At 48.9% G+C, this 25,577-nt stretch carries 22 protein-coding genes; 11 read left to right on the forward strand and 11 right to left on the reverse strand.

Going from position 1 to position 25,577, the window contains the following annotated elements; genetic code table 11:
• Window positions 1-9 precede the first annotated feature (9 nt).
• Window positions 10-2,214, reverse strand: a complete 2,205-nt coding sequence (locus F566_RS0106300) for a CHASE2 domain-containing protein (protein ID WP_020406138.1) — start codon at window positions 2,212-2,214, stop codon at window positions 10-12.
• 116 nt (window positions 2,215-2,330) lie between these two features.
• Between F566_RS0106300 and F566_RS0106305 the strand changes: the two genes are divergently transcribed.
• The 6 genes from F566_RS0106305 (at window position 2,331) to rsgA (ending at window position 9,091) form a co-directional block, all read left to right on the forward strand.
• Window positions 2,331-3,689, forward strand: a complete 1,359-nt coding sequence (locus F566_RS0106305; protein ID WP_020406139.1) for a tetratricopeptide repeat protein — start codon at window positions 2,331-2,333, stop codon at window positions 3,687-3,689.
• Between the two features lie 226 nt (window positions 3,690-3,915).
• Window positions 3,916-6,084, forward strand: coding sequence for a FecR family protein (locus F566_RS0106310; RefSeq protein ID WP_020406140.1), 2,169 nt, complete (start codon window positions 3,916-3,918; stop codon window positions 6,082-6,084).
• Window positions 6,085-6,259: 175 nt separating this feature from the next.
• The gene (locus tag F566_RS0106315; RefSeq protein ID WP_020406141.1) at window positions 6,260-7,039 is read left to right on the forward strand and encodes a cyclic nucleotide-binding domain-containing protein; all 780 of its coding nucleotides are present in this window, start codon (window positions 6,260-6,262) and stop codon (window positions 7,037-7,039) included.
• A gap of 102 nt (window positions 7,040-7,141) precedes the next feature.
• Window positions 7,142-7,813: a hypothetical protein gene (locus F566_RS0106320; RefSeq protein ID WP_020406142.1), complete on the forward strand. Its 672-nt coding sequence runs from the start codon at window positions 7,142-7,144 to the stop codon at window positions 7,811-7,813.
• Between the two features lie 234 nt (window positions 7,814-8,047).
• Window positions 8,048-8,245: a hypothetical protein gene (locus F566_RS37605; protein ID WP_245555164.1), complete on the forward strand. Its 198-nt coding sequence runs from the start codon at window positions 8,048-8,050 to the stop codon at window positions 8,243-8,245.
• A 6-nt stretch (window positions 8,246-8,251) separates the two neighbouring features.
• Window positions 8,252-9,091 carry a ribosome small subunit-dependent GTPase A gene (rsgA, locus tag F566_RS34780; RefSeq protein ID WP_020406144.1) on the forward strand — a complete coding sequence of 280 codons (840 nt, stop codon included), beginning with the start codon at window positions 8,252-8,254 and terminating at the stop codon, window positions 9,089-9,091.
• 48 nt (window positions 9,092-9,139) lie between these two features.
• On the opposite strand, the gene F566_RS0106330 is transcribed toward rsgA, so the two are convergent.
• Complete coding sequence (locus tag F566_RS0106330) at window positions 9,140-10,543, reverse strand: pectin acetylesterase-family hydrolase (RefSeq protein WP_020406145.1); 1,404 nt, start codon at window positions 10,541-10,543, stop codon at window positions 9,140-9,142.
• 559 nt (window positions 10,544-11,102) lie between these two features.
• Between F566_RS0106330 and F566_RS0106335 the strand changes: the two genes are divergently transcribed.
• Complete coding sequence (locus tag F566_RS0106335) at window positions 11,103-12,182, forward strand: metal-dependent hydrolase (RefSeq protein WP_020406146.1); 1,080 nt, start codon at window positions 11,103-11,105, stop codon at window positions 12,180-12,182.
• A gap of 10 nt (window positions 12,183-12,192) precedes the next feature.
• Here F566_RS0106335 and F566_RS0106340 read toward each other — a convergent pair whose 3' ends face one another.
• The 5 genes from F566_RS0106340 to F566_RS0106360 form a co-directional block, all read right to left on the reverse strand.
• A complete protein-coding gene (locus tag F566_RS0106340; protein WP_020406147.1) occupies window positions 12,193-12,636 on the reverse strand; it encodes a phosphate-starvation-inducible PsiE family protein in 444 nt (147 codons plus the stop codon).
• A gap of 27 nt (window positions 12,637-12,663) precedes the next feature.
• The gene (locus F566_RS0106345; protein ID WP_020406148.1) at window positions 12,664-12,993 is read right to left on the reverse strand and encodes a DUF7352 domain-containing protein; all 330 of its coding nucleotides are present in this window, start codon (window positions 12,991-12,993) and stop codon (window positions 12,664-12,666) included.
• 186 nt (window positions 12,994-13,179) lie between these two features.
• Entirely contained in the window at window positions 13,180-14,070 is an 891-nt protein-coding gene (locus F566_RS0106350; RefSeq protein WP_020406149.1) for a LysR family transcriptional regulator, read from the reverse strand.
• Window positions 14,071-14,266: 196 nt separating this feature from the next.
• Window positions 14,267-15,949, reverse strand: a complete 1,683-nt coding sequence (glgP, locus tag F566_RS0106355; protein WP_020406150.1) for an alpha-glucan family phosphorylase — start codon at window positions 15,947-15,949, stop codon at window positions 14,267-14,269.
• Between the two features lie 242 nt (window positions 15,950-16,191).
• Window positions 16,192-17,130, reverse strand: coding sequence for a DMT family transporter (locus F566_RS0106360; RefSeq protein WP_020406151.1), 939 nt, complete (start codon window positions 17,128-17,130; stop codon window positions 16,192-16,194).
• A 53-nt stretch (window positions 17,131-17,183) separates the two neighbouring features.
• Between F566_RS0106360 and F566_RS0106365 the strand changes: the two genes are divergently transcribed.
• A complete protein-coding gene (locus tag F566_RS0106365; protein ID WP_020406152.1) occupies window positions 17,184-17,687 on the forward strand; it encodes a MarR family winged helix-turn-helix transcriptional regulator in 504 nt (167 codons plus the stop codon).
• Window positions 17,688-18,183: 496 nt separating this feature from the next.
• On the opposite strand, the gene F566_RS0106375 is transcribed toward F566_RS0106365, so the two are convergent.
• Both F566_RS0106375 and F566_RS0106380 read right to left on the reverse strand, forming a co-directional pair.
• Entirely contained in the window at window positions 18,184-19,662 is a 1,479-nt protein-coding gene (locus F566_RS0106375; protein ID WP_020406154.1) for a protein adenylyltransferase SelO, read from the reverse strand.
• A gap of 182 nt (window positions 19,663-19,844) precedes the next feature.
• Window positions 19,845-20,306, reverse strand: coding sequence for a winged helix-turn-helix transcriptional regulator (locus tag F566_RS0106380; protein ID WP_020406155.1), 462 nt, complete (start codon window positions 20,304-20,306; stop codon window positions 19,845-19,847).
• Window positions 20,307-20,516: 210 nt separating this feature from the next.
• On the opposite strand from F566_RS0106380, the gene F566_RS0106385 reads away from it, so the two are divergent.
• Window positions 20,517-21,497: a hypothetical protein gene (locus F566_RS0106385; protein WP_020406156.1), complete on the forward strand. Its 981-nt coding sequence runs from the start codon at window positions 20,517-20,519 to the stop codon at window positions 21,495-21,497.
• A 90-nt stretch (window positions 21,498-21,587) separates the two neighbouring features.
• On the opposite strand, the gene F566_RS0106390 is transcribed toward F566_RS0106385, so the two are convergent.
• Window positions 21,588-21,767 (reverse strand): hypothetical protein, encoded by a 180-nt coding sequence (locus F566_RS0106390; RefSeq protein WP_020406157.1) that lies wholly within the window; start codon window positions 21,765-21,767, stop codon window positions 21,588-21,590.
• Window positions 21,768-21,914: 147 nt separating this feature from the next.
• Window positions 21,915-22,817 carry a LysR family transcriptional regulator gene (locus tag F566_RS0106400; RefSeq protein WP_020406159.1) on the reverse strand — a complete coding sequence of 301 codons (903 nt, stop codon included), beginning with the start codon at window positions 22,815-22,817 and terminating at the stop codon, window positions 21,915-21,917.
• Between the two features lie 169 nt (window positions 22,818-22,986).
• Between F566_RS0106400 and F566_RS0106405 the strand changes: the two genes are divergently transcribed.
• Together F566_RS0106405 and zapE are read left to right on the forward strand one after the other, a co-directional pair.
• Complete coding sequence (locus F566_RS0106405; RefSeq protein ID WP_020406160.1) at window positions 22,987-23,979, forward strand: NADP-dependent oxidoreductase; 993 nt, start codon at window positions 22,987-22,989, stop codon at window positions 23,977-23,979.
• Between the two features lie 127 nt (window positions 23,980-24,106).
• Entirely contained in the window at window positions 24,107-25,270 is a 1,164-nt protein-coding gene (gene zapE / locus F566_RS0106410; RefSeq protein ID WP_020406161.1) for a cell division protein ZapE, read from the forward strand.
• The last annotated feature ends 307 nt before the right edge of the window (window positions 25,271-25,577 follow it).

The following is a 25,577-nucleotide window of genomic DNA, read 5'->3' on the forward strand; positions in this document are numbered from 1 at the left end:
GACAGCAGGTTATTTGGTTGTGTGACGATATACACCATCCCAGTCGTCCGGTAGCGATCGTTCCCGAAGCTCCCCAATACGTTCCCGGTAAAGCTGGTATAGCCGGCAATCAGGCTCCTCCAGTTGTAGTGTCAGGAGCAATTCATCTGCCTGTTGCCACTGCCGATCACGGTACAGCCTGATAGCTTCATGGTACCGTTCCAGACGTTCCAGAATGGTTTGTGTTAACTGTGCTTTTTCACCAATGGGTTCATAGGCATTAATCGCCTCATCCTTACCCTTCACAGCTAACCGATCACAGAAGCGGAACGTAATACTTTCCGCTCCCCGGGCAGTGTCCTCTCCCACCAGGATATCCACGCCATAAAACTTGGTAAGCCCCTCCAGTCGGGAGCCCAGATTCACGGCATCTCCCAGCACGGTGTAGGCTTTGCGGTACTCGGACCCCATATCTCCAACATTCATAATGCCGGTATTCAGTCCGATGCCGATGCGAATATGTGGTAACCCTTCTTTGGTCAGATCCGTTGAAATCTTCCTGGTAATTGCCTGCATCTGTATCGCTGTCATTACCGCCTTCTCATGATGCAGAGGATCTGCCACCGGCGCCCCCCAAAATGCCATCACCATATCGCCCACATATTTGTCTATCGTACCGTCATTTTGAAATATAGCCTCGGTGATAGGAGTAAAATAAATATTCAGCAGCTTCTTCAACTGGGAAGCGGATAATTGTTCAGATATCGTGGTAAAGCTACGGATATCTGAAAACAACACCGTCAGCTCCTTGCTTTCACCTTCCATGGAATATTGCTCAGGATTATCCAGCATATGGCTAATATGCTCCGGAGGTACATATTGGGCAAACATGCCACGCAGACGTCTTTCCGTGGTGTACTCCCGGATAAATCCGGTGACCAGATACCATCCGAAGACCCCCTGAGTGATCATCAACGTGCTGACCAAAGGGAATTCCAGATGCCACTGGCTCCATATCATCGTATTCGCACCAACCAGTACCAAAGTCACTATCAAAGCACTCACAACCATCACAACCGGACGGCGACCAGAGAAGAGCAGTATGAGCAAAATCAAAAGCACACACTGAAACACCAGCAAAGCCCCCGGTTCCCAGACCGGTCGATAAGGGAACTCTCCGGATAACAGAGATTGCGCCACAACAGCATGAACTTCCACACCCGGGAAGGAGGTTTCAAATGGTGTACTAACCAAATCTGCAAGCCCGATTGCCGAAGTCCCCACGAAAGCCAGCTTTCCACTGAGCTCCCCAGGCGCAAGATCGCCAGCCAATAGCCGCCAGGCGGATATATAACGAAACTGACCGCGCCCCATCTGGTAGGGGATCAGCACCCTTCCCAAAGCATCCGTCTTTGCTGGTTCATCTGTCAAACGGATCTGGGACAGGGCCTTCACCTCGCCAACCTGCACAAAGTCCTGTTCCACTTCATCTATCAGAAGGTAGGTCATGACCGCTGCGAGCGATAGCGACGGATAGATGTATTCATTGACAGCCATCACCAGAGGGGTTCGCCGGATTACACCGTCCGCATCAGGAAAAGTTGTAACAAAACCTGAACCTGTGGAGGCCTGTTCCAGATCCGGTAATGACGCGGTATAGCCTCTTGCTTCAATTAAGACATGATCCGGTGGTGGAGACCCAAGCGGCTCCGACAGGATGCCGGTCTGAACGGATATTTCCGTATGCAGAAAAAAACCCAGCACGGAGTCCAGCGTCGTCAGTTGTTCAGCCAGAATATCATCGGCGCGCCAGCTCTTTGCAGCCCGTTCAAGAATTACCAGTTCTTCCGGGGTAAATAGTCCACGGTCATATTGCGGGACCAGATTCACGGATTCTGCTTCTGAAAGCACCATATCAAACGCTACAACAGTGGCTTCTGCTTCCCTCAAACGTTCTACCAGTGCCGCAATTTTTATCCGGCTCCAGGGCCAGCGTCCCTCCTTAAGGATTGATGCTTCATCGATATCGATAATAACTACATCTTTGCCGGGCTCATTGGAAGAAAAGTAAGCATCCAATTGCAGGCGCCAGTCATAAAAAATGTAATCCAGTCGATTCAGGAAAGACCGGTCACCTACCTGCGTGGTCAATTGCCAGAACATCATGATCAATGCAACCAGGACAACTGGAATATGTTTGGAGTATGCGAGGAGTTTTATATCGGTATCCTCCAATGAAATGTCGTTTCCGCTACGTGTTACTTCATTAGATTTCACTCTCGGCTGGAAAAATCGCCCGAGCTTTCTAGACTTAATTGCATTGAAGGCTTTCTACATGGACAGCTCAAGGGATGATTACTTCGCCGCTACTGACACCGGATAGGCCGCCAGGTTTGCTTCTGCGATTAAGCCGGGCTCACTTGCTGATACTCACGCTCACCTCCCTATGGTCACTTTCCTGCACAGCTCAGGACTCTCTAAAGCATAGTTCAATTAACCAGAGCCTGAAGGAACTTACTTCCACCGCAAAGTACGAGGATGCCTATCAATTAGGCCTGGAGCACCTTGCTTCCGGTGAAGGGGATCCTACCTTCGATTTCTATTTTGGCCTGTCTGCACTGGAAAGCGGACACTACCCTGAAGCCCAATTTGCTTTTGAGCGGCTGGTCGCACAATACCCTGACCAAGACCGCTTTCGCCTGGAGTACGCCCGCACTCTCTTTCTGTTGGAGCAATATGCCGCGGCCAGGGAAGAGTTTCAGAATGTACTGGCCAATCAACCTCCTGTTGCTGTCAAAACCAATATCAATCGCTTTCTGGATGTCATAGAAGAACGGGAAAACGAAAATACTCAGCAATTCAGCGGTTATGTGGACTTGGGTGGAGGGTTTGACAGCAATATCAACAATGCCACGAATGAACGCTTTATTGGACTATTTGAGCTACCTGACTCCGCTCTGGAATCAGAAAGCGGCTATGCCGCCTTTCGAACAAACATGAATTACGGCCATTCTTATTCACAGATCAACTCCGCAAATGTGTCATTTAACAGCCGCCACAAGCACAACTTTATCAACAGTGATTATGATCTCGACAGCGCCCGTCTGAGTGCTTTCTGGAAACATTCACTCACTTATCGTGAGTTACAGCTCGGTGGAGCGTATCAGCATATACTTCTGGATGCTGAAGACTATCAGCGCAGCACAGGCATTTTTGGCCAGTGGAAGGAGCAATGGAGTGACCATATATTGACTTACGTATACACCGGCGTATCGATCAAGGACTCCTTCGCCAATGAACTTCTGAATGCCTACCAACCCATTGCCAGCCTGGCGCTTCTTGCCCCCTACGACAAGTTAATTCACATTCTGAGTTTTATTACTGGTACGGAAAATCCCCGTACAGAAGGTGGCACTTACCTGGTGAAAGACTTTAACAGTGTCGGCTATAAAGTCAGCTACCAGATATCCTCCAGCCTGATTCCATATCTTGGGGCATCAGCCTACTTTGCGGATTATAAAGACGAACACCCTGTCTTCGGTGACACTCGTGAAGATGAGTCCTATCAAGCCACAACAGGCGGAGAATGGAAAATCAGTAAAGACTACAGCGTACTCGCCGATGTCTCATATACAAAAAACTCCAGCAGTCTGGACATCTATGATTATTCACGCTGGAAGGGAGAACTGAGATTCCGCATGAAATTCTAGGAAACCTCTGAAAAACGTTGGCGAGGCCGCCAGTGCAAGGAAAAAGTCGGAGAAAAAGCGCAGTTTATCGTGATTAAATGAGTATTTTGAGCCGACCTTTAACGCCGCAATGGCAACGCAGGTAGTTTTTCAGAGGTTTCCTAGAATATTGATATGTGGATTCTCAAATGCGCCATAATGTTTGACTGCAAACAAATTACGAGGTTTGCACCAAGAGGAAACCGCCATGAACAGGCAACTGACAAAAGCTTCCTTATGGATTCTACTCTGCCTCACCCCTGTCAGCATTCAGGTCCAGGCTGCTGCAGAGGCCGCCAAAGTCATCATGGCCCGGGGCACTGCCACCGCTATTGATGAGCAGGGCGAATCACGCAAGCTGAAAAGACGCTCTGTGATCTATGTTGGCGATACCCTGTCCACAGGCGACGACTCGCTCATGCAGTTGAGATTTACCGACAAAGCCGTCATGACTCTCAGAGAAAACACTCGCTTTCAGATAGAGGAATATCAGGCAGGGGATGACAACAAGGGCGGTGAAGCCATTATGAAGCTGCTTGAAGGAGGATTTCGCACCATTACAGGCTCCATAGGCAAAGGCAGTAGCGACAACTACAAGGTCTCTACCAATGCCGCCAGTATCGGTATCCGGGGCACCCATTATGAAGCCCTGGAAACACTGGGCAAGAAACTCCTGGTCGCCGTATGGCAGGGTGGTGTGAAATTGGAAAATCCCTCCGGACAACTGAATCTTGGCCAAAATGCGCCTTTCAGCTTCGCGGAAATCGCACCGGGTAAAGCACCAACCGGCTTAATGACTCCGCCGGAGCAACTGCAGAAAGGACTCCCCCTTCCCGCCAGCCAGGCTCGACGTCCTGCAGCAAACAAGCAGGCTGACTCATCGGGCCAATCTTCTACCGAGCAATCTTCTGACGATCAACCTGCTAACGACCAGACTTCAACAGAAGCAGATGGAACGGTGGCTGACGGTTCCGAACCTCCACCTGATGACACCCTTGGGCCACTGTCGGAGAGCGAGTTCACGGAATCAGATAGTTCTCTGGGTGACTCCGAATTGAATGATGATCCCCTGATTGCGTTAGAAGAGACAAATCCTCTGGACACCTTAACTCAGCAGGAAGACCTGAATTTTACTGAGACTAACCCGGAACTCTCAGATACGCTCTCGGTATCATCCCAAGACCCCAGATTAACCATTCAGGAATTTGACCAGATAGGGACTACCTCCACGCTCGGGGCCGGTGTCATTGCTGGCCCTAGCGAAGAGATTCTGGCAACCATCATTTCCATGCAGGATCCAACTCCGTTTAACTATTTAAGTGCGGGTTCTGTTAGCTTCGGCCTGCAATACTATTACGACACCCCCGGTTCAACTCCAATTTACACGGACGTCGTGATTACTCTTGAAAGCAACATTAGCGATATCAATAGCCTGATCGCGGATATCGAAGATGAGTTGATCGCCTCAGGTGCTCCCGTAGGGGTTCGGGAATCCATGATGGAACCCGGCAAGTTGGAGTTTTATACCACCAATGGTGATGAAACCTTGCAATTCGGCATTGTCTTTTTTGATACCACAAGTTCGAGCGCCACGGATACAGACCTTTCGTCATCACTGGGCGGTATCATGACTGGAACCTTTGGTTTCGGCGGTATCGACCATGCGGGCTCAGGCACTATGAAGGTAGTTTACGACGCCAACGGCGAGCCAGTATTTCTAGTACCGAATGATGAAGGACAAAGCACCGGCTCGGGCCCACCCCCACCCGAGTTTATTGATCCAGCCAATCTCGGTAAGTATGAAGTGGTACGCCGCGGCGAAGCTGTGCTGACTGATTTCAACCCCAGCGTGGGCGGTCGTAGCAATATCAGTTGGGGCGTCTGGAATACCTCCGGGAATAACCCAGTTTATATTTACGAAGACCCAAACGACCCGTCCGTGCTGGCTAAAGAAAATGAAACTGTTTACTGGCTGACGGCAGAAGCAGCCAATTCCACAGAGTTGACGGGTACTGCCACCTTTGCCGCAACTCCAGAGTTTATTGGCAGTGGGTCTGACGGTATGGTGACCGGGGTCACCGGCTCTTTCGATGTTAACTTTGATTCCGGAGAAGTTAGCAATGGCTCTCTGAATGTCATGACCGTCAACCAGACCTGGAATGTACTGATGGATGGCGCATATGAGAAAGCACAGGCCCACATGGACATTATTGACGGCCAGATCAGTGGGTCAGTGAACTGCAGCAATTGCGTCAAAGGCAGAATGAGTGGGGTTTTTGTCGCGCCAGGTGACGCCTTTGCCGGAGGTTTTGATATGCAAAAGTTTGATGACAGAAATACTCATGTCGAAGGACTTATGCTCATGGAAAAACAATAATTTCCCATTCAGGCATTTCTCGTTTCCCTTCGGGTTAAACGAGGAAAAGTGAGATGGGCAACCAATTTTCCATACAAAGGGGTAGGACTTTTATCCCTTACGAACTTTCATGATACTTAACATAATTTTGATGTCTTACAACACAAGTAGCGACAAGCATTGGGAGCCTTAGCAGATGCAATTTCTAGACAGCTCTTCAGAAAAACTGACATCCCTTGGAGCCAATGTCACTCAGGCCAGTGTGCGCCTTTTCAACACGATAAAGTTGGTATGCGAGAATATCGAGATAGATGAAACTGATGATTTATATCGGGAATTTGAAGGGGATTACCTCTACTTTGTCGAAAGTGGCGAACTGGACGCCGTCACGGAAGAAAGCGCGGTATACAGTTTTGATCAGGGCGATTTGATTGGCATCCAGATACTTACAGGCTTTCCGGTTCCCATAATCCGAACAATGGGGCCGGTCACCCTGGCACGCATTGACAAGGAAACCTTCAAGGAAGTCGCCACAGGTTCACTGCAGTTCAAAGACTATTTACTGCAACTTTCCGCTTTTTTTGCCGAAGCCTGCTGCCATGGACTAGATAGCGCACCGGAAACCAAAACGTCCTTCAGAACTTATAAGGAAGGTGAAGTGATTATCCATGAGGGTGATCCCGCAGAGGAAGTTTTCGATCTCATCAGTGGCCGGGCGACGGTTTATGTACAGGAACAGGAAGTCGGCCAGGTCAGCCCCGGTGAAATTTTCGGTGCAATGGCGGCTCTGACCAAAACGCCAAGAACGGCAACCGTCGTGGCCAACCGCCCGTGTACCGTGATGGCCGTTCCTATGGAAGAGTTCACGACTCTTATCCGCAATCAGCCCAGAACCTGTCTGGCACTGTTGGAAAATATGGCCAAGCAGATTCTGGATTTGAACCAGAAATTGGTGGACGTATTACAAAAGCATTGAGACACGGCAAGCTCAATATGTGAGCCAGTCCAGAGCCGTTATCAAATGATTATCGCGATAATGGCCCCAAGGTGAATAAAAACAACATCAGGGATATTGCTCATGAACCAAAAATCTCGCTTATTGGCAGTCACTTTATTCGTCACTATCAGCGGTTGGATTATCTACTCCATTTATCCCGCAGATCCCTCGCCATCGACCGTTGCGCCAAGCACAACCAGCACTGAACCTTCTGCGATCGCGAAAAAAGCGTCTCAACCGAGCACAGATAAGCAACCAGTCTATACCCAACCCCATTCAGATCCAGAGCTTTCAAAAAATGCATTGCTGAAACTCAGGGAGTATCAATCCCTTTTTGAAACCCGTGAAGACATACGCGACCTGATTGAGAAGGCGGATGAACTCGATGATCAGACCCGGCAAGAGAGATTCGAACAGCTGATCGCAGAGATGAAAGCACTGGAGCAGGAAAACAAAGTCACCTCAGCCGAGTCACTCCTTCTACAACTTGCCGCATTAAAGTTCTCCCCCTACCCCGAACAGGCAAAAGAACAGGGCAAGATCCTTATCGATCAATACAAGCAACTCAGCGAAGCCCGCTTGAAAGAGTTTCAGGAAAATCCTGATCCCAGGTTCGTCAGCTACAAGGAACAGGAAGCGGAAATCGTTAAAGAAGTGATGAAAATGTCCCACTATCCTGATGGATTAAGCCGGGAGAAATACCTGGCTCAACGGCTACAGGATTTGAGGAGTGAGGTTTATAAGGTGGATTAGCTCGCAGTTAAATTTCGGTTCCTAAGTTTTGTAAAAATGCTATATTATCAGCTCGAAATTAACAGTTAGGAGGATATTTGATGATTGTAATGACGCCTGACCGGGTAGACGCTCACTAGGGATTCTTTCGGCAACCGCCATACTTCCTGAAACGTCACTTTTCCCGGTGTTTAACCGGGGCTCAATACCAGCCCCATAGGTTTTACAGATTACGCATTCGCGTAGGGGTTCGTCGTGACTCATCATTTATCTTTAGCCGACCTCGGTTGGCAACCGTTTTACCAACAGCAACTCAGCCTTGAAGAGTGGGAAGCCTTCCTCCCCGGCCGTATCGTGGAACGTCATCGCTCGGAAATCGAGGTTCTGACAGAAACAGGCCCCGTCACCTTTCCCATCACCCATTCAACACCAGAATTAACAGTGGGCGACTAGCTGCTGATGTCCCATGAAGGACACTTTGTCCGTGCTCTTGAGCGTAAAAGCTGTTTTAAGCGCAAGGCGGCGGGTAGCAGGATCAGTGAACAGCTGATTGCAGCTAATGTGGATACCGCCTTTATAGTCTGCTCTCTTAATGACGACTTTAACCTGAATCGCATCGAACGATTTCTGGCTATCGTCAACGAAGCAGGAGCCGAGCCAGTCATTATCTTGAGCAAAATGGATTTATGCGCTGACCCGGAGTCTCACAGACAGCAGGTCCATCGCATTGACCCAATGCTCAGCGTAGAACTGATCAATGGACTGGATGCACAAAGCCTTACTCCGCTAACAAGCTGGTGCCGAAAAGGCAGAACGATCGTGTTATTGGGTTCTTCAGGTGCAGGAAAATCCACGATTACCAACACGTTACTGGGAAAAGAGCAGCAAAAAACCGATGGCATCAGGGAATCAGATGACAAGGGCAGACATACAACAACCCGACGATCATTACTCCCCATGGCAAACGGAGCCCTGCTGATCGATACCCCCGGCATGCGCGAGATACAACTTGCAGACTGTGAGGAAGGTATCGCCGCAACCTTTGCCGACATAGAAGCTTTGGCCCAGCATTGTCGCTTCAGCGACTGTACACACTCCGGTGAGCCTGGCTGTTATGTCGCTCAGTCTCTTCAGCAGGGAGATCTGGAACAAAGACGGTTGGACAACTACCAAAAGCTATCCCGTGAGCAAGCGTTCAACTCAGCCAGTCTGGCGCAAAGACGTGCCAAGGAGCGTGACTTGGGCAGGTTCTATAAACGCGTACAACGGGCATCCAAAAAGACTAAACGAGGAGAATAGCTATTTAGCTTAAACCAGGGGCGGACCTTGCATCCGCCCCTTTTCCTGTCACAACAATTGATCCAACAACCAATACAGCAGATTGAATCCCTTGTTGTAATCGCTCACCGTATCTTCTTCTGAGGCCTGCATAACATTGCCTGAGCCAGACAGAACGTTATCCACAAAATGACCAAGCTCCAGACCATCTTCCTGAATATCCGAATTATTGTATTCAATGATAGTGGTGCAGTGGCTTTCGTTCACATCACGGAATCTCGGCAGATAATAGCCGAAATTGTCATAGCCATTCAGAGACGCCATAAGATTGCCGGTATCCTTGTACCAGCGTTGATGGATCTTCTGTTCACGGCTTGCCTGATCAGGGTCATTGTAAATATCAGGGTAAAAGCGTTCGTAGGAATAGGATGAATAATTCAGATCCTCCCAGAACTGGGTGTGTCCCATACGATCATTGGGAAACGTATCAGCCAGAGCGGTCATCAATGTTCCAAGGTTATTCAGATCCAGACTCGGCATTTCACCCTTGAGATAATAGAGCGGCCCATCGCCATTTCCATCCAGCCCCCAGACATCACGGATACGATTCTGTAGTAACAACGACGGATAGTCGTCTGTCGAACCTGTTACCGGGGCAGGATAAATCGGGCCGGAATCATTCAGCATATAACCACGGCTTGGCGCCATATCCCGTCGGAGCGGATAGTAATTCCCCAGAGTACCAGTACCGCCGGCACTGCACCCGGTCACCAGCATTTGTCCCGGACGTTCAATATTATCCTTCAGCCAGGAAACCACAGCGCGCATATTTTTTACGCCATTGTGGTGCCATACAAGGGGATCTGCTTCGCCGTCCGGGTCTTCATAGATGGCGACCTTATCACCGGTATAGGTATCCCCGGTACAATAAGGCACATACACCATGTTCCAGCCCTGGGTCTCAGTCCGGGTCCAGGGGTGCAACCTGACCACCAGTGGAGACACCATGCTGGCCCCCGGATTTTGCAGGCTCATATAGTCATCAGGAATCCCATTGGGGTTACGCGCACCGCGGATTCCAGTCTGCCCTGTACAACTCTCATAGTCCCAGCAGGCACCACCTCCCTCCATATAAATAATCATATTACTGGTATGCGCAACACGATTAACGAAGAATTTGTACGGCGATCCGTTCCCGCATACGGCCCCTGTATCAGGGTGTAACTGAACGGTTTGCCACGCCAGGTAGTTCCCTGGACTGAACCCGTCATCAAAACCACCAGGGTTGGGTAGGAGCGGGTATTGATCAGCATTGCGCTGTTCCGAAGTCACCGTATTGTTTGCAGATGGTGGGGAGAAAAGATTCAGAAAGGTTTGCCAAGCGGAATAGTCACCAAGCTCTGCCGAAGCAGGTAGTGAGCTGGTCATGAATCCGGCAAGACATAGCATTTTTATTTTTGTTTTGACATGCATATCAGGCGTCCTCTGTTTTGTTTTTAGTTAGATCCCTTACGAGAACTGTTCTAGAGTCCAGCATCCACTCCGCCACTGCCTGATCAGAATTTCCTCTTGCGGGACAACAGGTACACCCAGCTGACTAAAAAATAGGCTAGTCCGCCCCCTGAAGAAATGCAAAGTTTATTGAACGACGTTTAGTTTTTATAACTGACATTGAATACCAGTTCTCAAAAATAAGAGTGTCTCGGATACAGCTCCTCCCTCGGACAGGCTAGCACTCACCCACACTCTCTATCAGTAGGAAGGCTCTGGAAAATCTGTAGAAGGGCCGCGTGACAAAAATCAGGAATATTGAAACAAAAAGGATGGCACTCGTCAGCATTTCCAGAATGTTTAAGAAGCGAAGTGTTGAACGGGCAAAAATCAAATTAAGCCATTAGTAACTTGACTCGTATGTACTTACAGGTATTTTCCTGATCCTAGAGACAAGCGAAAGTATCTGTGCGATTCCCGCAGACAACTGCACCTGCGACATCTCAGGATTTCCAGCACATTAATCAAGGCCGGTAGTAAGATGGATTCAGTTACACAAATTATGTTGGGGGCCGCTGTTGGCCAGGCCGTGATTGGTCACAAAGTCGGCCGTAAAGCGCTGGTATGGGGGGCGATCTGTGGCACTCTGCCGGATCTGGATGTATTTATCCCCTTTGGCGGCGCAGTAGAGGATTTTACTTTTCACCGCAGCTTCAGCCATAGCCTTTTGGTGCAGGCCCTGATCGCTCCGCTGATTGTCTGGATCATCCTGAAATGTCATCCACAGACCCGGGAGCATCGACAAAGGTGGTTCTGGCTTGTCTTGCTGGCATTATGGACCCACGCTCTTTTAGACAGCTTTACAGTTTATGGGACGCAACTATTCTGGCCACTCTCGGAATATCCTGTCGGCTTCTCCAGCATCTTTATTATTGATCCGATATACACCGTCCCTCTGATTATCGGTGTGTGTGCCGCTGCGATAATACGAAGACATCCACAGCAGGGTATCTGGCTCAATTATGCCGGTCTGTTTTTGAGCTCTCTCTATCTTGGATGGACACTAATTGCCAAGGGACTGATCGAACATCGCCTGGAAACAGCTATGGCAGACCAGGGAATCGAATCTGACAAAATACTGACAACGCCAGCCCCTTTTAATACCCTGCTTTGGCGGGCCGTGATTATGGATGATACGCAATATCATGAAGCCTATCTCTCGGTCCTGGATACCCCCGAGGATATGACAATCAACTCCTACCCGACTGAACCAGCGCTACTTACAGCTCTGGAAGACGAATGGGGCGTCCAACGACTGCAATGGTTTACCAAAGGCTTTTACATTGTACGACAGGAAGGTGACCAGGTGGTCTTGAGCGACTTGCGAATGGGCGTTGAAGGCAGTTATGTATTCAATTTCCAGGTAGGCAGTATTAATCAGGAACCAGAGCACAGAGGTGTCATTTTCCCAGGTACTTATAAACGGGTGGAACATCCCAGAGACCTCAACAGACTTTCCAGTATCTGGGCAAGAATCTGGGACGCGTCAATTTCCCTGGCTCCGATGCCTCCCACATTATCTCAATCACCAACACTGGAGTCTTGCTCTGAGCCTTGTTGAGCACTCGACCTTAATCGCCTGTATGCTGCGAGTCAGGTAACCGGTGAATAAGCCAGTACCCTATGCTCATCGCCAGAACAACGGCTCCTAATGCCAGGATATATGCTGGATCGGCTTGCTCCGTATCCAGTATGATCACTTTTCGCGCGATAGCCATCAGGGCTGTTGCCAAAACAATTTTCACATGGATGACGTCTTCCCTGAGATAAATGGTAATGTTGATAAAGATCTCAATGGCGATCAAAACAGCCATAAAAGCGCCAAAGGTGGCAAGCATGTCCGAAATAGTGAGTATGAACTGTGGCGGTGTAATTAACTTCTGGTAAAGAGTCCAGCCCACATCCACGACGCCCATGACGATGACAAACACCATGAGGATCGCCAACAATCGGACAGACCAATGGATGATGTGCTGTAAGCTTCCGATCAGTCTGTCATTATTGTCGATTTTCATACTCACTTTATCCTCGAAGTCAAAACTTCAGGCTGCCTGCTTGTTCATTGCCTCTTTGATACTTTCCGCTTGCGCAACCGCCACGGGAATTTCATAAACATGAAAAGCTTCGGGGCCAAATGTATCCAGTGCGGTATCCCGATATACGTAGTTCATCGGCACGGGCTCTCCGGTAAGTATTACAACAAACTCTGTGGCAACCACTGGCACTGAGACAGAAAGTGGTTCTTCCACCCAAATAAAGACGGCTTTTTCTGTTATCAAGTATTCCGAGCGAACAATACGATAGCCTTCACGCAAGTTCAGAGTGTTAATCGCCGCATCGCTCTGCAACCTATATTTATGAACCGTTTTCATATCAGATCCTCCCATTGAGTGTTTGACATGGGCAGTGTGCGGCAACAGATACGAAGATAAAATCAGATTATACGGTATCGTTAATACGGTTTTTTCGATCAATTAAAGAGAGAAGACCGGGCACCTGGTCAAGTGACAGTCAACAGGTAATATGCAACAGCCAAACAGGTGTGAGTTGATTTAAGATTAGCTCTGATAGCGCTTGCAAATCGCTTCAACTGCCAAATTACCGGATAGGCGGGCCCTGGTGATCGCAAATAGGTTTTCCATTACAACATCAATATCGCCGATCGACTCGACCTGATATTGTCGACAAACCTCATCTGCCACGATTGTAGGGGCAGCGAAAATTCCCAAACCATGGGCACCAAAGACTTTAATCAATGCGCTGTCATCAATTTCTGCACGCACAACAGGCTTGATTCCCTGATTGTTTAACCACTGCATGAGCTGATGGAAGTAGGGTGATTCCAAAGTTGCCGCCAAAAAAGGCTGCCCATGAAGACTCTTGGGAAAACGCGAACGCAACCTTTTGGCAAGTTCAGGGGCAGCAAACAAGCTAATCGTTGATTCTTCCAGCTTATACCAATGGATAGAACTGTTGCGTTGTATAGTTGGCAAACGGTCAGCCAGGACAATATCGAACCGGTGATGGTCAAGCTCTTGTACCAGGTATTCCACTTGTCCTGTCTGACAACTAAAATCCACCTGTCGCTCCAGCTTCATCGCCGGTTCCAGCATTCGATAGGCAAACAGCTTGTGAATAGAAGCTGAAATACCAACAGAAACCCTGATTGATTGCTGAGTTGTGATCATTGAAGTCACATGCTTCAGTTCTTCAGCAACTCTGAACATTTCATCAGCATACTTCAACACAGTATGACCAAGATGAGTGATCACGAGCTGTTTACCCTGACGTTTAAATAACAGCCCTCCCAACTGGGATTCCAAAGCTGCCAACTGTCCGCTCAATGTTTGCGGAGCCAGATTTAATTCCCGACTCGCAGCGACCAGTGATCCTTCCCTTGCTATCACCCAGAAGTAATACAAATGCTTGAAGTTGATCATATTAGACATAGCTGTATGCGCCTGCGGCTGAACTTTATAAGATTTTTTTGACCGGGGGATCACTGTTTTCATAAAAACAGGCTACTAAAATCGTAGAAAGTTTGTCACTGCCAATGCTGCCAGTATCATTCCTATTACTCGACTGACAATACTTGCCCTCAGCGAGGATCAAAACTCCAGCACTCTGTTTGTTCAGTTATTAACTCTATGTATATAACTTCTTAAAATACTGCTTCAGCATTTCCTCGACAGAGTATTTGGCCGTTACCGTCTTCATACTCTGTTGCATCATCTGGATCCATCGATCCATATCGTGATAGTAGGTCGGCACGACCTCATTCAACAGGATATCCGCCAGAAAACGGGCGTCCCTTTTGTCTTGACCCGCAATCGCTTTGGGCTTGTCAGAAGCCGCTATCTGCTCATCTCCGATCGCCCATCCGTTTAGGCCGTGTTCACAGGCTTCAGGCCACCATCCGTCGAGAATACTGACATTCAGCACACCGTTCATCGCCGCCTTCATTCCAGAGGTGCCACAGGCCTCAAGAGGTCTGCGCGGGTTATTCAACCAGACATCACAACCCCGGGTCAGCATCGCACCAATTTCCATGTCGTAGTCCTGCAGAAACACCACACTGTCCTTCATGGTCCGGGAGTAGCGATAAATTTCCTCTACAATGCGTTTGCCGTTGTCGTCATTCGGATGGGCTTTCCCGGAGAAAACAATCTGAATCTTGCCGGCACTCAATGCATCCATCACTTTTTTTCCTGCATTGAAGATCAGATTAGAGCGCTTGTATGGGGCCGCCCGGCGTGCAAAACCCACCAGAAGCCGGTCCTGATCCAGTGACACTCCGGTTCTGGTCTTGACGAAATCAATCAGATCCGATTTCAGCTCACAGTGACGCTTCCATAATTTATCTGGACTACCCTTCACTTTCTGAATTCGGGAATCCACCCAGGTGCCCCGATGTATTCCATTGGTAATACCGATGATTGGTTTACGGTCGCGAATCTCTGCCCACATTTTTTCGGCGGTTTCCGCATGCAGCTGGGCAACCGCATTCGTGGCTTTGGTCAGCCTTAAAGCGGCTATGGTCATATTAAATGGAGTACCGCCAATCTCGTGCAACTCTTCAACGCTCAAGCCCAGATTCGCCCCCATATACTGGAGCAATTCATGTGGATGGGATTCATTGCCCTCTTTAATCGGAGTGTGCGTCGTGAAGACACATTGTTTCCGCGTTGCTTCCTTCGCTTCAGCCAGAGACATTCCCTGGTCACGCTTTTGCCGAATCAGTTCAAGAGCCGCCAATACAGCATGCCCCTCATTGAAATGATAGAGATCCGGTTCCTTGCCAAGAGTCTGCAGCGCCTTGACACCACCGACGCCCAGTACGATCTCCTGCGCAACACGTTCTTCGCCAAACCACCCATAAAGTTGTCCCGTGATCAGGTTGTCCGGGTTATCCGGATGATCCGTATCCAGCAGGATGAGTTCACTCATACCAAAAGCAGTGCTTCGCCAGATACGACATATTACCTCTCGTTGGCGAATCGTGACCGTTACACTTTTACCGGTATCTTCAAATTTACTGTAGGGATGATTCTTGAACGCATCAACCACCTGACCATGGGCGTCGACTGACTGGGAGGTATACCCCTGTTTCCATTTCAGACCAACGCCTGTCACCGGGTAGTTACCCTCTTTGGCACCTTTAAGGTAGTCTCCTGCCAGAATACCAAGCCCACCGGCATAGGTTTTAATGCTGGAATCGATCGCAAACTCCATGCAAAGGTAGGCAACCGATGGCAAGTTAGACTTTTTGGAAGTTTTTCGATTGGCAGTCGCTTTTTTATCAGAGATAGCACGTGACTTTGGCTTCATAGCGGTCCCCTGAAGTCGCAATAGATTTCACCCGGTAACCCGGACAGACGTTGTTGTACTGCTATTGTCTAACGAATTAAAAATGGCTGAACTACTCGGCAACAACGGGACAGCTCGAATCCATCCAATGCACGTCATAAAAGACTACTTCAGGCCAACCTCATATGCCAGCCCGAGTATCTGGGCCTGGGAGCGACCTTGCACTCAACGCCACCAATCTTGTAAAGGGTTCAGGATTAGGTTTATGACTCCACTGCCAGTTCCGGATTGTGCTGGGGCCGCTTTTGCTGAGACAACATTTGGGCAATCAGAGAAGCGCCGATCATCACCAACATTAACAGGTATTCCTGAGAGGAAAACTGCTCCTGCACAAGTACTGCTCCCACCAAGATACCGCCAACAGGGTTCGCAATACTGGCAAAGGCAAACTGGACCACACTGATACGGGTTAACACCCACATGAAAACCGCATAAGCCAGAGCAGTATTGGCAAGCACCAGCCATAGCCCAGTCAAAACCCTGTCAGCATCGAAGTTCAAAGCGGAGACATATAACTCAGCATCAAGCCACCACTGAAGAATTCCCAAAGGCAGTAACATCAGGCCGCCCAGAATGAGCTGCCACACCACCATGGTCCACCAGTCGATTCGTAACATGGCGTGTTTCAAATACATACTTCCCATCACCATGACCAGCATCGCCGCTATCATAGAGACCACTCCCACTACCGTAATATCCTCACTGGAAGGATTAAACAGTGTGGACGTTACCCCCACCAGCAGCAGAGCTACCAACGCCTGGGCAATCCCGGGGAAAGTCCTCGATACAACCATCGTCACCACAAGCGCCACCAGCGGTGTTGCCGACATGCCCACCGCCGCTAAAGTCGCGGGAAGGTTCTGAGCAACCAGGAAAACCAAAGTAAAAAATAAGGTGATATTGATACCGGCATTCGCCAGTATCGACCTCCACTGCCCCGATTTCGGCAATGTCGGCTTCAGCGCAAGCAATATCAATCCCGCCGGAAGCGCCCTTAATGCAGCCAAAGCCAGAGGTGGCCAGTCCATAAAACCCAGGTGGGTGGCTGCAGCAGTGGTTCCCCACAGGAAGGTTACCATCATCGCCAACATAATATTCACATCAAGTATCTCCATATAAAGATATTTTTCGCAACTATACATAGCCAGCATCCTTGGGTAAAGTATCTTCACTTAAAGATAATTGATTCCAACCAATGAAACAGACAGACAAAGACTCCGTAGACCTCATCGCCGCACAATGGCAAAAAGAACGCCCGGAACTGGAGCTTCTGCCCATGGAAATCATCGGGCGGTTTTCACGAATCTATAAATACGCCTCACGGACAATCGAAAAATGCCATCAGGACTTTGAATTGAAACCCGGTGAGTTTGACGTACTGGCCACTCTCAGGCGTTCCGGTGAGCCCTTTACACTGACCCCCTCCCAGTTATTCAATTCGATGATGCTGAGTTCCGGCGCGATGACCAATCGACTCGACAAGCTGGCTGACAAGGGATTAATAAAACGTGTTCACAGCGAAGAGGATCGGCGCAGCGTATACGTATCGCTGACAGACAAGGGATTGGAACTTATCGACCTGGCCGTGGAAGAGCATCTGAATGCTGCAGCCAGCTTACTGGAAGGCTTGTCCGAAAAGCAAAAAGGAGAATTGAATAACGCGTTGAAATACTGGCTTAGTCTTTTTGAAAGAGGATGAGGCTATTGAAAGCTAAGAAGTCTGCTCAATTAAACAGGTTTCTGCGATAGATTGTGCCCAGTCAGTTTAATGGAATTACGGCAGCACTCAAAATGCTTAACCTACTAAAGAAGTTACCGGATCAACTTTTATCCAGGCTCAAGAAAATCCCCTTTTCGCTGTTCGTTCTCGGCGCCCTAGGTGTAATCCTTCTAATACGCTGGATACTGATAAGTTCGCAACCCGTGGTCATTGAATCCAGCCAATACGAGTGCCGGAAACGACATTGCCACTATGAAATAAAATTGGTGAATTCAGGCACCGAGATAGCGACAGGACAGGTATGGATCATTGGAGACAAATCCAAATCATTGTTATTCAGCAGATCCGGAAACTCAGCCGGATCTTACGGAGAAAGTTTTCAACTTGATCCTGGTGAGCGTCTGACAATTAATGATTCACTGATCTTTTCTATCGCACCAGCAAGACTAAGGTTCGAAATCTCAGGTTGATCATTTCAAGTCCCGCAAAAAGTCTGCCTCACCACCTGATGCGGTTCAGGAGGCTGAGTCATATCACTGTTTTCGGGGTCATAGCTAAATGGATTTTCCAACACATCGACCAATCGATGGAACAGGCGGAGGTCTCCAGTTCGCTGAGCCTCATTAATGGCTTCTTCAACCAGGTGATTGCGAGGAATAAAAGCAGGGTTCACCGCGTATATCTGCCGTTGGATTTCCTCGTCTGAAGTACCTTGCTGTTTTCGGAGCTCGCGCCACTGATTCAGTAGCGGAGTGAAATGGTCTGGTAACTGATAATAGACCGGGTGCTGGGACGAGCCTGTCCCGGCAGCGATATCCGACAGATGCCTGAAGGTCAGTGTAAAGTCCGCATTCTGGCGAGACATCATGTCGAGAAAGCTTTCCGTAAATGCCACAGTATTCTTACTGACCTCATTCAATCCGAACTTTTGATGCAGACCTGACTGATAAGCTTCCTGGTAATCATCCACATAGCGGCCCAACAATTCTCTCGCGATTTCAACGCCTTTATCGGTATCACTGTCCAGCCACGGTAACAGCGCCTGAGCAAGCCAGGACAGGTTCCACTGTCCAATCGCCGGCTGATTGCGGTAGGCATAGCGCTTCCTGTGGTCAATAGAACTGAAACAGGTTTCCGGGTGAAAATTATCCATGAAGGCACAAGGCCCATAGTCGATGGTATCGCCGTTCACCAACATATTGTCGGTATTCATCACCCCGTGAATAAACCCGATCAATTGCCACTTTGCAATTAACTCTGCCTGGCGGGAGATCGACTGCTCCAATAACGCAATATAAGGATTGGCTGCCCCCTGGATATCCGGGAAATCCCTGGCGATTAAGTGCTCTGCCAGTAATTGCACCGCTTCCAGGTCCTGACGGGCAGAAAAATACTGAAAATGCCCTACCCGTATATGGCTTCGGGCAATTCTGGTGAGGATCGCTCCTGGCAGAACACTTTCCCGTATCACAGGTTCTCCGGTAGTCACCGCCACCAGGCTTCGAGTTGTAGGAATACCGAACGATGCCATAGCCTCGCTGACAATATACTCCCGCAAAACCGGTCCCAGCGGAGAGCGTCCATCTCCCATTCGGGAAAACGGTGTCTGGCCTGAACCTTTCAGTTGAATATCATAGCGTTGGCCTTGTTGGTCAACGACTTCACCAATGAGAATCGCACGCCCATCACCTAGCTGAGGATTCCAGTTACCAAACTGATGGCCCGCGTAAACCGTGGAAATCGGCTCTGCTCCAGAGGGAACGGAGTTTCCGGAAAACACCTCAACAACCTCCTTTGTGGCAAACCACTGGGGGTCTATTCCCAACTGCGCTGCCAACCGCGGATTGGCCCTGATGAGATTTGGGGAATCCACCGGAGTTGGCTGCTCATGACTGAAAAAGCGTTCCGGAAGTTGAACATAACGGTTATCAAATGGGATGGGGGTATCGGTCATGGAGGCTCAAATCTACTTTAAAACTTATCGTCACGGTCTTACTGTTTACCGCCACTATAACCCCTGTTGCCCATATAACCGAAATCAGGCACGAAATTCAGGGGGGATAGTACCTTATGACTCATGGGGCGAACCTTGCGTGTAGCAGTTCTATATCACTTGATATCCACCAGCATGACTAGTTATTCACCTACATCAATCGTCGTTTCGAACTTTTGTCTGCGAATGGATATCAGCGTTCGAAACTTCTTCATATCGGGGTTTGCATAGAGAACTCGTTCACAGAAGGCTTCATAGGAAGGCATATCCGGAACCATGACGATCAGAACAAAGTCCACCTCGCCGGTAACCTGATAGCATTGCTTAACCTCTTTCGACTCTATGGCACTTTTGGCAAAGGCATGATTAACGTGTCGTTGATCGCTGGTCAATTCCACTTCCACCACCATATGCAGATAGGGACCAAAGGAGCCCGGCGCCAGAATTGCCACCTTTTTGTCTATATAACCCTGATCATTAAGACGCTTAACCCTTTTTAGGCAAGCCGGAGGCGATAGTCCCACAGATTCCGCCAACTGAACATTTGTCAGGCTGCAGTCCCGCTGCAGTTGGTCGAGTATTCGACGATCGATTCGGTCCAACATGATGAATAGTACTTCTGCACAACAGGTTAATAAAATTTCAAAATATCATGAATAAACAAATTATTGATTAACTATTGAAGTATTTAGTTGAAATTATTATCCGTCACTTTCCTACAATGTGGACCTTGTTGGCAATTTTTCCCACCTTTTACGGCTATACGGTCTTCATCTACCAAGCGCCGAAAGGGACTCGATAAGGATTTTCCAGGAATGATGACGGTACTGAAAAACCTCAAATTGGAGATTACCGATCTCCTGAAGCAAACCACCAGGGTTTACTGGACCTTACTGAAAGTCATGGTCCCTGCCCTGATCATCGTGAAGTTTCTGGACATGATGGGAGGTACGGACTTACTGGCCCAGATACTATCCCCTGTCATGCAGTTACTTGGTTTGCCTGATAGTATGGGCCTGGTTTGGGCAGCCACCATGCTGACCAATATTTACACGGGATTGCTGGTATTTTTTAACCTCACACTGGAACAACCACTCACGGTTGCGCAAGTAACGGTACTGGGCTGCCTGATGCTGCTGGCCCACTCTCTGCCCATTGAAGGGGCTGTCGCCAAAACTGTTGGGATTAGCTGGCGGGCGACTCTGACAATAAGAATTGGTGGAGCATTGCTCCTGGGTTTGCTGATAAATTTTATTTACGGCTATTTTGACCTGCTCCAGACCCCAAGCGTCATGCTGTGGCAACCCACGGGTACATTGGACACCAGTTTCGGGGGCTGGGCCCTGAAACAGGTTCAGACTCTGCTCTGGATATTTCCGGTTATTCTGTCTTTATTGGGATTACTGAGACTGTTACGGCTACTGGGGATTGAGCGTCTGATTCACTTCATGTTGTACCCTGTATTGAGGTTGTTGGGTATTGGGAGAGAAGCCGCGAATGTCACTGTCATAGGAACTGTCCTCGGACTCACTTTCGGTGCAGGTCTGTTAATTCAGGAAGCCAAGGCAGGCCATATCAACCGACGGGATATATTTCTGACCCTGGGCTTCCTGGGCATATGCCACGGCATCATAGAGGATACGATGCTGATCATGCTGATAGGCGCCGATCTGTCGGGTATTCTATGGGCTCGTGTTATCTTTTCTATTGTGATTATCGGTTGTATGGCCAGACTGTCTTTCGTCAAACGAAAGATGACCGATATTCCTGCCGAAGCAGCCAATGAGTCTATCTAAGGCCTGCGAAGCTACCGGTCAATGGTACAGGTAGCTTCGGCAAACCATATATCCTCTGCCAGTCTTATTCCTGTCATATAGATCCCTGAATCAGCCTTCCTCGGCACCGTCTTTAGCAATTCGGATCATTTCGAGCTTTTCTTCCAGCAGCTTTTCCAGGGCAATCAGCTTTTGCCGTGTGGTTTCATCTTTCTGATGTTCATATAACTGAGTGAAAGTCTTGGTAACTTCACTCAGGATAGGATGCAGTTTTTCATATTCTTCTGACATGGAAACACTCCAAAATCCCAAGGGCCTTATTTCTTTATTAGCCCGGTCCCAGCCACTTGTCCAGAAAATGATCAACGATGATCAGGTGATGATGACGTAATCCTTACTCATCGGACACAAGGCCATTCCAGGTACAAGCCAGAAATATCAAGCAGAGCCCGCCAGATGGAGGATAAAGAAGTCCACTGCCGCTTTGACCTTTGGCACCACATATTTAGGTTTTTGATAAAGGAGGTAAATCCCCAGACTAGGCGCCTGTGAAACATGTAATGAGTGATCCAGCTCCAGAACCTGGAGATCACCAATTAAACCTGACTGGATTGCCCAATTTGGCATTAACGCCATCCCCTCGCCATTTTGCGCCCAGAGACGCATGACCTTGGCTGAGTTGGTAATTAACGACGGTTGCACCGGAACCGATTGCCAGCGACCATGAATCTGCACCTGCCAGTGCAACACCTGATCCTGGGTCCGGTAAAAGATCGCTCGGTGGTTAACCATATCCGCCACAGTCTCGGGCAAACCAAAGCGGGCAATATAGGCCGGCGAAGCTACCAGGGAAAAGTTATTGTCATCAATGTACTTTGCCACAACCCGATCATCAGGCACCCGCCCCGCCCGAATAGCGATATCTACGGTATCCCGATTGATATCCACAATGCGATCTGTCAGATCAAGATCGATTAGAAGCTTAGGGAACTGCGCCTGAAGTTTCGGTAATAACGGGACGACGCGATGATCTCCGTAAGAGATACTGCAACTGATATGCAGAGTGCCAGAGGGTTCCTGTTGATAATTGGCGACCAGCTCATCCGCATTATCCAGACTACCCAATATCTGCTGGCAGCGCTGAAAATATATTTCACCAATCTCTGTCAGTCGCACCATTCGCGTCGTACGATGCAGCAATCTGGCACCGAGCTCATCCTCCAGCCCTTGAATCTGGCGCGTCACACTGGAGACAGGCACATCAAAAAGACGGGCCACCTCACTGAAGCTACCACATCTGCCAACATGATCAAAAAACCGCATCGCCCGAAGCTTATCCACTTCTCCCCTCCAACACTTTCCCCAACCAATACTTATCCGACGTACCTTGGTTTTATTATTGCCAAATAAGCAAAAGTAATTTCGAATTTATCATGTTTATCTTATATATAGACAATAATTAAACTATTCCTCATTGATTGATCACCTGGCTGACTATTGAGGAGACTCCATGAATTACAAGGCTATAAAACTGGTTAAAAGACCGGAAACTCAAATTGAATCCGATGGTTTTTCTCTGGTGGAACTGAACATCCCGGAACTGAATGACGGAGAGTTCCTGATCAAACAGACCCATATGTCCCTGGACCCAGCAATGCGAGGATGGATGAGTGCAGCCACTGACAGCTATATTGCCCCCGTGGAGCTCGGAGACATTATGCGCTCCAGTGGCGTTGGCGAGGTGGTAGAGTCCCGTCATGAAAGTTTCCCGGTCGGCACCAAAGTCGCGGGCCTGTTTGGCTGGACCGAATATCTTGCCAGTGATGGCACCGGTGTATCCGTCATGCCAAAGGAACTACCAGCAGAAGCCATACTCTCCGTTCTGGCGCTTTCGGGTGTAACCGCCTATCACGGCCTGATGGAAATCGCCAAACCGAAAGCCGGCGAAACCCTGCTGGTTTCCGGCGCCGCAGGATCGGTAGGGTCGATCGTCGGACAAATCGCCAAAGCAGAAGGGTTAAGAGTGATTGGGGTTGCCGGATCGGATGATAAGTGCCGGTGGCTGACTGAAGAGTTAGGATTCGACGACGCCATTAATTACAAAACTGCAGACCTTGAGTCGGCTGTCCGGGAAGCGGCGCCGAACGGCATCGATATCTACTTTGAAAATACCGGCGGCCCTATTCAGCACATTACATTCAACCATATGAATACCTTTGGTCGGGTAGTTGTCTGCGGCGTGATCTCCGACTACAACTCAATTTCCCCCGCCGCTGCCCCAAGCTGGATCAATGTTGTGAAGAAACGACTGAACATTCAAGGATTTGCAATGCCAGATCAGTTTCATCGATTTGGAGAGCTGTCACAAAAGGTTGGCGCTTATCTGATGAAGGGACAGATCAAATATCGCAGCCACGTCCTGGACGGCCTGGAAAGCGCCATTGACGGTATCAACCTGCTGTTCACCGGAGGCAATGAAGGCAAATTGATTGTAAAAGTGTAGGACTCGATACAGATACAAGCTTAAGGCAGCCGACAAATAAGTCAGGACACCGGTAGCAATAACCACTAAACTAGGTTCTCCATTCCTATCGGTTCCCGACTCAATCTTCTTCACTTTTCTATTTTCTATGCACGCATCTGAAGAGAGCCCAAAAGAGCGTTATAAAAACCTGGTCAAGAATGCGGTTATCGACTTCGATCCATCCCAGCAGTACGCTTTGGACGCCCTTCAAAATCTCTATCAGGAACTGCGGGTAGGCGCTGCCAACCAACCACGTTTTTTTCGACGTTCTGGTAGCGGTATTCTGGGGCTTTATCTCTGGGGAAAGGTTGGAAGAGGTAAAACCCTCCTTGTTAATCTCCTCGTAGAATCACTGGACCATGAGAAATGCCTGCGCCTGCATTTTCATCACTTTATGGCCATGGTTCATCAGCAGCTTAAACACCACCACGGTTCGCCTGACCCATTGAAAATCATTGCCCGTCATCTCGCTCAGCAATATCAGGTACTATGCTTTGATGAGTTTTTTGTCTCGGATATCGGCGATGCCATGCTACTGGGCAGGCTCATGCAGTATCTTTTCAGATATCAGGTGACACTTGTTGCCACCAGCAACACCCCACCCGAAGACCTGTACCGGGACGGTCTGCAGCGGTCACGTTTTCTTCCTGCCATTGAAGCGATAAAAAACAACACTAGAACCATCCACTTGGCAGGCCATCAGGACCACCGCAATAAACACGCAGGTCTGGACAAAATTTACTTTACTACTCAGAACTCAACTCACGCAGAAACACTGACAGAGGATCTATTGAAGCGGTACGATCTGCCCGTCGGCGATACGACTTCTGATCCCATAATGATCATGGGACGGAAGATTCCCTGTGTATCGCAAAATGGAAGCACCATCTGTTTTCAGTTCTCCCACTTATGTGAAGGTCCTCGCAGCCATCTGGATTACATGGAAATTGCCCGCCAGTTTGAAGTGGTCATCCTGTTGGATGTTCCTCTCTTGGGAGGCGTCGCTTATGAACGCATCAAAGCCCGGGGTACTGAAGACGGGCACATTGGCTCAGGCGCCACTGGCGAACGGGCGGTGGCGCTTTCCCGTACCGATGATGCGGCCCGCCGCTTTATCGCGCTGATAGACGAATTATATGATCAGCGTATCAGGTTAGTGTTAACCAGCCAGGTCCCACTATGTGAGCTTTACACCCATGGCAACCTGATGTTCGAGTTTGAACGTGCCCGCAGTCGCCTGATGGAGATGGGCAGCTCTGGCTATAGCTAACAATTAAAACCTAAAGTTAATAATTAAAACCTAAAGTTAATAATTAAAACCTAAGGAGAGTCTGAATAACCCCAAGGTTCTGAGGTAATTCAAACTCTCGACGATATATGGCCGAATATTCAGAGTGTTTTTCCGGCCATTTTGGATCTTCCCCCCCTGTGGGGCGTCATCTGGGCTCACTGCCCCTATACCTGCAGCTCTTTCCTTGCCATCAGCAGATTGCTGAAGGCCGCCAACAGATAGAGCCGGCTCTTGTTCTTGGCCAAGCCTCGATAGCGGACTTTGTCGTAACCAAACACCTGCTTGA

Source organism: Hahella ganghwensis DSM 17046 (assembly GCF_000376785.1).
GTDB classification, from domain to species: Bacteria; Pseudomonadota; Gammaproteobacteria; order Pseudomonadales; family Oleiphilaceae; genus Hahella; species Hahella ganghwensis.